Raw genomic sequence first — 8,626 nt, 5'->3', positions numbered from 1 at the left:
CTGATGTTACAGAGCAGCTGGCTCCTTGTGCTCAGACAGGGAGTCTGCCAGGGCAATAAAAGCACTCAGATAATCAATGTCCAAATCTGTTTCCCTGACCCCCAGGTGAATGTGCTTGTGAATGCCACTTTCGCCCAGCCGCACAGCGACGATCGGCATTTTCTCCTCATATTCTTTGGCCAGCCATTTAGGTAGTGCCGCGACACCGCGTCCGGCCGCCACCATCTGCAGCATAATGTCAGTCGTTTCAATCAGCTTGTGTTTGCGCGGGCTGCATTTGGCGGGTGTCAGAAACTGGCTATACACATCCAGCCGGCTTTGCTCAACCGGGTAGGTGATCAGGGTTTGATCCAGCAGCATGTCCGGCGCTATGTATTCCTCGTTAGCCAGCGGGCTTTGCGCGCTGACCACCAGCACCTGCTCATAATCAAACACGGGAATATAGCGGATACCGGGCCGGAGTAGCGGATCGGGCGTGACCAGGACATCGATGTCATACCCGAACAGCGCGCCTAAACCGCCGAACTGGAATTTCTGTTTCACGTCCACATCGACATCCGGCCAGCCTTGCAGGTAGGGATGGACCACTTTGAGCAGCCACTGATAGCAGGGGTGGCATTCCATACCAATCCGCAGTGTGCCCCGCTGACCGGAAGCGAACTGCTGCATCTGCACTTCCGCGTGTTCAAATTGCGGTAACACCCGCTCCGCCAGCCGTAACAGATAAAACCCCGCCTGGGTAAAGTGCAGGCTGCGGCCTGATTTGCTCCAGACAGGCGTACCTATCTGCTGCTCCAGTTTTTTCATGCTGTGGCTCAGCGCCGACTGGCTTAAATACAGTGCCTCTGCGGCGGCTGTCAGTGAGCCGAGCCGGTGTACCTCGCGCAATATCGCCAGATGGCTTCTTTCTATCATAGTGATCCTTAACTTATGATTAGAATTCATTAATTGATGAAATAATGCCATTTTTATTCATCACAATATAGCCATAAGATGTCTTCAACAACCTTGGAGGACGTATAGATGGCTAAAATTCATAACTTAGGTTTCCCGCGCATCGGTGCTAGCCGCGAACTGAAATTCGCACTGGAAAAGTACTGGAAAGGCGAAAGCAGCCAAAGCGAGCTGACAGAGCTGGCCACCGGCTTGCGTCAGAAACACTGGCAGCAGCAGTCGGGTCTCGATCTGACCCCGGTCGGCGACTTCTCTTTTTATGATCAGGTGCTGGATACCAGCTTCACACTCGGCAATATCCCGGCCCGTGTCGAAGGGCTGGCCGGTGACGAGCTGGACAACTATTTTCGTGTTGCACGTGGCCGTTCAGCCAACGACAGCGGTTGTCACTGTGTGCATGCCGGTGAAATGACCAAATGGTTTGATACTAATTACCACTATATCGTGCCTGAATTTACCGCTGATACCCGTTTTGAGCTCAACCCAGAGCGCCTGCTGGCACAACTGACGGAAGCCAAAGCGCAGGGCGTCGCCGCCAAACCTGTACTGATCGGCCCTGTGACCTATCTGTGGCTCGGTAAGGAAAAGGACAACTCCAATAAACTGGAACTGCTTGACCAGCTGCTGCCTGTGTACGAGCAGCTGCTGGCGCTGCTGGCCGACAACGGGGTCGAATGGGTGCAAATCGATGAGCCGATCCTGGTCACTGAACTGTCTGCAGAATGGCAGCAGGCGCTGAGCAAAGCCTACCAGTCGTTAAACAAAGGTCAGGTGAAACTCTTGCTGGCCACTTACTTCGGTGAGCTGAAAGAGAACCTGTCGCTGGCGGTCAATCTGCAGGTTCAGGGCTTACATTTTGATGCGGTGCGTGGCCGTAATGAAGTGGACGCCGTCATCGCTGCCCTGCCGGCTGACAAAGTGCTGTCTTTGGGGGTTATCAATGGCCGTAATATCTGGAAGACTGACCTTAATGCGGTGCTGAACTGGCTGGCGCCGATTGCCCGCGATGTCGGCGACCGCCTGTGGGTGGCCCCCTCCTGTTCACTGTTGCACGTACCGGTTGATCTGAACAGCGAGCAGAAACTCGATGCTGAAATTCAGTCATGGCTGGCCTTTGCGCTGCAAAAACTCGACGAGCTGACTGTATTGGCCCGTGCCCTGAACCAAGGCCGCGATGCGGTCTTCGCTGAACTGGCCGCCAATCAGGCCGCCATCGACAGCCGTCGTCAGTCTCGCCGGGTGAATAACCCTGACGTGCAGGCCGCCGTTGCGGCGATTAACCCGCAGCTGGGCCAGCGTCAGAATCCGTATGCCGATCGTATTGCTAAGCAAACGGCGCACCTGAATCTGCCGGCGTTTCCGACCACCACTATCGGGTCGTTTCCTCAGACCGCTGACATCCGTCAGGCCCGGCTGAAATTCAAGAAAGGTGAGCTGGATCAGGCAACCTATGTCAGCCAGATGAAGCAAGAGATTGCCCGCGCGGTGCGTGAGCAGGAAGCCCTGGATCTGGATGTGCTGGTTCACGGTGAAGCGGAACGTAACGACATGGTGGAATATTTCGGCGAACAGCTGGACGGCTATGCCTTCAGCCAGTTTGGCTGGGTACAGTCTTACGGTTCGCGTTGTGTCAAGCCGCCGATCCTGTTCGGTGATATCAGCCGACCGGCTGCCATGACGGTAGCCTGGACCCAGTACGCCCAATCACTGACCGCAAAACCCATGAAAGGTATGCTGACCGGTCCTGTAACCATATTGAACTGGTCTTTTGTCCGCGACGATCAGCCTCGCTCCGTCTCTTGCTACCAGCTGGCACTGGCCATTCGCGCCGAAGTGCTGGATCTGGAAAAGGCCGGGGTAAAAGTGATTCAGATTGATGAAGCCGCTCTGCGTGAAGGCTTGCCATTGCGCCGCTCTGAGTGGCAGGACTACCTGAACTGGGCTGTGGAGTCGTTCCGTATTACGGCGAACGGGGTGGCCGATGAAACCCAGATTCATACCCACATGTGTTATTCCGAGTTTAATGACATTATTGCGTCAATAGCCGAGATGGATGCCGATGTGATCACCATAGAGACTTCCCGTTCCGACATGGAACTGTTGGACGCCTTTGATAACTTCAAGTATCCGAACGAAATTGGCCCGGGTGTCTATGATATCCACTCGCCCAATATTCCGACTGAAGCCCAGATGGTGAAACTGATGCAGCAAGCAGCAAAGCGTATCCCGGCCGAGCGCCTGTGGGTGAACCCGGACTGCGGCCTGAAAACCCGCCAGTGGGCAGAAGTGGTGCCTGCACTGCAAAACATGGTGGCAGCCGCCAAGACGCTGCGTGCTGACGGCTAAGCAGAGCCGGAGGCCTTCAGGCCAGAACCCTAAACCTATTGCGTCCAGCCAAGGCTGCTCCTGACAACAGGGCAGCCTTTTTCATTTGAAACATATTCAGCGGATGTGGCCGTATCGACACTATAGTGTATCGGTAGGTGAAATTTTAAGGAGTGGAATATGCCGCTTACGCAATTGGATAGTCGCACTGCATTGATTGTGGTTGATCTGCAAAAAGGCATAGTGGGACTGCCTCTGGCTCACGATGCCGGCACCGTCGTGAAACATGCCGCCCGGCTGGCAGAGGCGTTTCGCTGCCATCAGTTACCAGTTGTACTGGTGAATGTGGCAGGCGGCGCGCCCGGGCGCACAGAGCAGCCCCGTGCCGGAGGCACGCCTGCCACCGACTGGGCGGAGTTGGTACCGGCAATGACGCCGCTGGCGAATGATATCTGTATCACTAAACGGTGCTGGGGGGCGTTCAGCCATACTGGCCTGGAAGAAACACTCAGCGCCTTGTCCGTAACCCAGGTTGTGGTGGTCGGTATTGCCACCAGTATCGGTGTGGAATCAACCGCCCGTCAGGCGTATGAGCTCGGGCTGAATGTCTCTTTATGTACCGATGCCATGACAGATGTGAATGTGTATGCCCATCATAATTCGCTGGAACGTATTTTCCCCCGTTTGGGCGAGACAGGAACCTGCGAGGAACTGCTGGCCTTGCTGGACAAACGCTAGCGTATCAAGGCCGTTGGGCACAGGCCAGACAGTCCTAAGTTATGAACTACTTTAGCCGGGCTGGATGTCCAGTCCTGCAAGGCGGTGCCAGTAACCGTTACAGTGGATGTGATCCGTTAACGGGCTGGTGGTGCCTGTTAATTCGGCCTGTTTGAATGCGCTGAGTGTGGCCAGTGTATCGCCAGCGAGCGGACTGATACGGACGACATCGACTAATCCTTTCATGCTGGCGAGATCCTTGATCAGGTTATAGCAATAACCAGATTGCGTTTGAATGCCATTCAATGTGAACAGGCGCTGATTTTCCTGACTGTTTGCGGCCAGGCCTTGCGGGTAATGAATGCAGCAGGTCTGACAGTCGTCTTTGGTTTTGCCTTCCGCCCGGGCGGTAAAACAGCGGGCGGAGTAGGCCAGCGGCAGATAGCCATAACTGAACACTTCGGTTTCAAACCGGTGACGAATCCCCATTGCAGCACAATCGTTCAGAATGTTATTCAGCCAGTCCCGTGACAGCTCTACCGGCATGCACCAGCGAACCATTCCCTGTTTCACGAATAGCTGTAAGGTCTGCGCGTTATAACAGTTAACCGCCGGGCCAACCACAAAGGGGACGTTTTGCTGATGAGCAAGATGGATGGCTGACACATCATTGGCTTCTATACTGAATTCGCCGTTAGCAATGTATTTCTTCATCACATTGATTTCGCTGGGGGCTTCCAGCAGAGCCTGAGTCGAAAGCACAACATTTTTGCCGGCCGCCGCCAGTTCCCGGGCCAGCAGCAGCCAGTCGGCGGGTTTCATTGCCCGTCGTTTGGCACACACGGTTTCGCCCAGATACACAATATCGGCATCGCTGCTTGTGGCCGCATGATAAAAGGCCTCAATGTCAGTTTTTGGCCAGAAATACAACAATGGTCCCAGTGAAAACTTCATGTTTTTCTCCTGTTACTGCCACTGACGCTGGTAAGCGCCCAGGGTGGTTTGTGCGCCTTCAGACAGTTTGCCCAATGCCGCATCCCATTCACGTTTTACCTGATAGCTGCCGGGCGAGGACAGATAGCTGTCGATGGCTGCACGCCAGGTACGGGTAACCTGTTCTACGTAGGCCTGGCTTCGCTGACGGCCTTCGATTTTGACTGAGGCAATACCTGCGTTGAACAATTCAGGCAGCAGGCTCAGGGTGTTGAGGCTGGTTGGCGCTTCCAGCACATGTCCTCGCTGGCTCAGTCCGTTTACTTGTGTATCAAATCGCCCTTTGCATAAGGTGGGATAGCCGGCTTTCTCATCCTGACGGTAACGGTCAATCAAAATACCGTTCAGGCGTGATTCCAGTCCGTCCCCGGTTTCCTGCCAGCGGACAAATTTAGCCGGAGAGCAGGCCCCGGCTGTGTTTGGCGACTCACCGGTCAGATAAGAGGATAAATAACACCGGCCTTCAGCCATGATGCACAAACTGCCAAAAGCAAAGACTTCCAGCTCGACCTCGCTATTGCGGGCAAGCTGTTTTACCTGGTGGATGGACAACACGCGAGGCAGCACAACGCGCTTTACGTTGAAGTTGTCACGGTAAAAGGCAATGGCTTCGGTGTTGGTGGCGGACGCCTGAACCGACAGGTGCAGTTCCAGCTCAGGATAGCGGCGGGCGGCATAATCCAGGACTGCGATATCGGCCACAATCAGGGCATCGACGCCCAGTGCGGCGGCTTTATCGACAGCCTGCTGCCAGCGGCCGAAACCGTCGGGATGGGCAAAGGTATTGAGGGCAACATGCAGTTTCCGGTTGTGCTGGCGGACATAGTCTGCGGCTTGTTCGAGCCGCCGGCCGTCAAAGTTCAGGCCGGTAAAATGGCGGGCATTGGTGTCATCTTTGAAGCCGATGTAGACCGCATCGGCGCCGTTATCGATGGCGGTCTTGAGTGCGGGTAAATTACCGGCCGGACAGAGCAGCTCCATACCTGGGCTCCTTGAGTGTCGAAAGAAGGGGATATCATAAAAAGCTGGCGGGAGACGATCTTGATATCACGCAGGTTTTTTCTCGTTTTTAAACGCTATACCCCTTTGGGGTGAACTGCGCTGGTCCGGGTTATTGATGTATCGCAGTAAGTGCCGTCTTGATTTCCCGTAAGCTGATGCCATCACAATGATGGAGGAGGGATTCACAGTGTATTTGCAGATCTTGCCGGGCTTACCTGAACTGGCACCGCAGTTGTTGAAATACCATTGCAGGCTGGCACCGTTTTTTGTCCATAAGAGACTGATAGAACAGGCGCTGGCTGTGGTGTTTAAAGAGGCGTTATCCGACGGTGAGCTGGATTTTCTGGCCGATCGGACGGTGACGATCACGATCGAGGATCTGGATTGGTCGTTCACCCTGACACTGAATTCCGGAAGGCTGGTGGTGTTGCCCTGTGTTTCGGCACCAGACGCGCTGATGAAAGCCAGCAGCCAGGATTTGTTGCGTATAGCCGCCCGTAAGGTGGATCCCGATACGCTGTTTTTTCAGCGGCGCCTGACGATGCAAGGGGATACCGAACTTGGCCTGGCGGTAAAAAATCTGCTGGACAGTCTCGATCTGGACAGCCTGCCTAAGTCGTTACACTGGCTGCTGACCAAAGCGGCGTTGGTGTCCGGCGCCGCATAAGCGCTCAAACAGACGGTTCAGTAAGTGTTGAACCCACGGCGACAGGAGGGTTTTACTTGGCTTGTCGCCGATTTTCGTTCAGTTATTTTGCCTGGTTCGCGCATCGGAAGCAGCTTGAGTGGCGAGTGACTGTTTCTTTGCGCAGACTTTGCGTATAATTCCGCCATCATATACCCAAGTCATCCCCTACTGCCTGTTACGGCACAGAAGAGCAAACAGAGGCCAGGATGTAACCACAGGTTAATCAGCCATCACCCGGCTTGTTCCGGGCAAGACTCAACTGACATACCGGGCGCCGCGTTTAAACGGATCTCGCCTGGGCTGACTTAATTCGATAACTGGATCTTCACTGAATATGTCTTTTTTAACTGAAGTGGGTAAACGCCGCACGTTTGCCATCATTTCTCACCCGGATGCGGGTAAAACCACCATTACTGAAAAAGTGCTGCTGTTCGGAAACGCCTTGCAGCGTGCCGGTACGGTCAAAGGCCGCGGCTCTAACCAGCACGCCAAGTCGGACTGGATGGAAATGGAAAAAGAGCGTGGTATCTCGGTCACCACCTCTGTGATGCAGTTCCCGTACAACGAGTGTCTGGTCAACCTGCTCGATACTCCGGGGCACGAAGATTTCTCGGAAGATACCTACCGTACCCTGACCGCCGTGGACTCCTGTCTGATGGTGATTGATGCGGCGAAAGGTGTTGAGGACCGGACCCGTAAGCTGATGGAAGTCACCCGTCTGCGCGACACGCCTATCGTGACCTTTATGAACAAACTTGACCGTGACATCCGCGATCCGATGGAATTGCTGGATGAAGTGGAAAGTGAGCTGAACATTGCCTGTGCGCCGGTCAGCTGGCCGATTGGCTGTGGTAAAGAGTTCAAAGGCGTTTACCACATTCATCGTGACGAAACCATTCTGTACGCTACAGGTCAGGGTCACACCATTCAGGAAGTCCGGATTGTGAAAGGCCTGGACAACCCTGAGCTGGATGTGGCTGTTGGCGAGGACCTGGCCGGCCAGCTGCGTGAAGAGCTGGAACTGGTGCTGGGTGCATCGCACGAATTCGATCGTGAACTGTTCCTGAAAGGGGAGCTGACGCCGGTATTCTTCGGTACGGCACTGGGCAACTTTGGTGTTGACCATATGCTTGACGGCCTGACTGAGTGGGCACCTGCGCCGCTGCCGCGTCAGGCGAATGAGCGCGATGTTGAAGCCACGGAAGAGAAGTTCTCCGGCTTCGTGTTCAAGATTCAGGCCAATATGGACCCTAAACACCGCGACCGTATTGCCTTTATGCGCATCGTCTCGGGCACTTATACCCAGGGCATGAAAATGAACCATGTCCGTATCGGCAAGAACATCAGCATTTCGGATGCTGTGACTTTCATGGCCGGTGACCGCTCCCGTGCTGAAACCGCCTATGCCGGCGACATCATTGGTCTGCATAACCACGGGACGATTCAGATTGGCGATACCTTTACCCAAGGGGAAAGCCTGAAATTTGCCGGTATTCCGAACTTTGCTCCCGAGCTGTTCCGCCGTATCCGCCTGCGTGATCCGCTGAAGCAGAAACAATTGCTGAAAGGCCTGGTGCAGCTGTCGGAAGAAGGTGCGGTGCAGGTATTCCGTCCGCTGCTCAACAATGATTTGATCGTCGGCGCCGTCGGTGTGCTGCAGTTTGACGTGGTCGTGGCCCGTCTGAAGGCAGAATACAATGTCGAAGCCATTTACGAGAGCGTAAACGTGGCAACGGCACGCTGGGTCGAGTGTGCTGACGGCAAGAAATTCGAGGAATTTCGCCGCAAGAATGAAGTGAACCTGGCGCTGGATGGCGGTGATAACCTCACTTACATCGCACCGACTATGGTGAACCTCAATCTGGCGAAAGAGCGTTTCCCAGAGGTGGACTTCCGCGCCACCCGCGAGCATTAATGCCTGTCTGTTGACTTAAGGCTACGAAAGAA

Annotated in this window: 7 protein-coding genes; 4 read left to right on the top strand and 3 right to left on the bottom strand. The window is 54.7% G+C overall.

The genetic code is table 11. From position 1 onward, the window contains the following. Positions 1–6 precede the first annotated feature (6 nt). Positions 7–915, bottom strand: coding sequence for a LysR family transcriptional regulator (locus tag P0Y67_RS08300; RefSeq protein WP_342391514.1), 909 nt, complete (start codon positions 913–915; stop codon positions 7–9). 108 nt (positions 916–1,023) lie between these two features. Between P0Y67_RS08300 and metE the strand changes: the two genes are divergently transcribed. Both metE and P0Y67_RS08290 read left to right on the top strand, forming a co-directional pair. Further along, positions 1,024–3,300, top strand: a complete 2,277-nt coding sequence (metE, locus tag P0Y67_RS08295) for a 5-methyltetrahydropteroyltriglutamate--homocysteine S-methyltransferase (RefSeq protein WP_342391513.1) — start codon at positions 1,024–1,026, stop codon at positions 3,298–3,300. Between the two features lie 159 nt (positions 3,301–3,459). Next, positions 3,460–4,017 carry an isochorismatase family protein gene (locus P0Y67_RS08290; RefSeq protein WP_342391512.1) on the top strand — a complete coding sequence of 186 codons (558 nt, stop codon included), beginning with the start codon at positions 3,460–3,462 and terminating at the stop codon, positions 4,015–4,017. Between the two features lie 51 nt (positions 4,018–4,068). Here P0Y67_RS08290 and P0Y67_RS08285 read toward each other — a convergent pair whose 3' ends face one another. Further along, a complete protein-coding gene (locus tag P0Y67_RS08285; RefSeq protein ID WP_342391511.1) occupies positions 4,069–4,950 on the bottom strand; it encodes a U32 family peptidase in 882 nt (293 codons plus the stop codon). Positions 4,951–4,962: 12 nt separating this feature from the next. Continuing rightward, entirely contained in the window at positions 4,963–5,970 is a 1,008-nt protein-coding gene (gene ubiU, locus P0Y67_RS08280; RefSeq protein WP_342391510.1) for a ubiquinone anaerobic biosynthesis protein UbiU, read from the bottom strand. Between the two features lie 208 nt (positions 5,971–6,178). On the opposite strand from ubiU, the gene ubiT reads away from it, so the two are divergent. Beyond that, positions 6,179–6,658 carry a ubiquinone anaerobic biosynthesis accessory factor UbiT gene (gene ubiT / locus P0Y67_RS08275; RefSeq protein WP_342391509.1) on the top strand — a complete coding sequence of 160 codons (480 nt, stop codon included), beginning with the start codon at positions 6,179–6,181 and terminating at the stop codon, positions 6,656–6,658. Between the two features lie 355 nt (positions 6,659–7,013). Continuing rightward, positions 7,014–8,594: a peptide chain release factor 3 gene (gene prfC / locus P0Y67_RS08270; RefSeq protein ID WP_342391508.1), complete on the top strand. Its 1,581-nt coding sequence runs from the start codon at positions 7,014–7,016 to the stop codon at positions 8,592–8,594. Positions 8,595–8,626 lie beyond the last annotated feature (32 nt).

Source organism: Photobacterium sp. SP02, assembly GCF_038519165.1.
GTDB lineage: Bacteria > Pseudomonadota > Gammaproteobacteria > Enterobacterales > Vibrionaceae > Photobacterium > Photobacterium halotolerans.
This window is presented reverse-complemented; position numbering and strand designations above follow the sequence as displayed.

Excerpts from the sequence above, each read along its gene's own strand:
- metE (WP_342391513.1), top strand. The coding sequence starts at position 1,024 with ATGGCTAAAATTCATAACTTAGGTTTCCCGCGCATCGGTGCTAGCCGC.
- prfC (WP_342391508.1), top strand. The coding sequence starts at position 7,014 with ATGTCTTTTTTAACTGAAGTGGGTAAACGCCGCACGTTTGCCATCATT.
- P0Y67_RS08285 (WP_342391511.1), bottom strand. The coding sequence starts at position 4,950 with ATGAAGTTTTCACTGGGACCATTGTTGTATTTCTGGCCAAAAACTGAC.
- P0Y67_RS08290 (WP_342391512.1), top strand. The coding sequence starts at position 3,460 with ATGCCGCTTACGCAATTGGATAGTCGCACTGCATTGATTGTGGTTGAT.
- ubiU (WP_342391510.1), bottom strand. The coding sequence starts at position 5,970 with ATGGAGCTGCTCTGTCCGGCCGGTAATTTACCCGCACTCAAGACCGCC.
- P0Y67_RS08300 (WP_342391514.1), bottom strand. The coding sequence starts at position 915 with ATGATAGAAAGAAGCCATCTGGCGATATTGCGCGAGGTACACCGGCTC.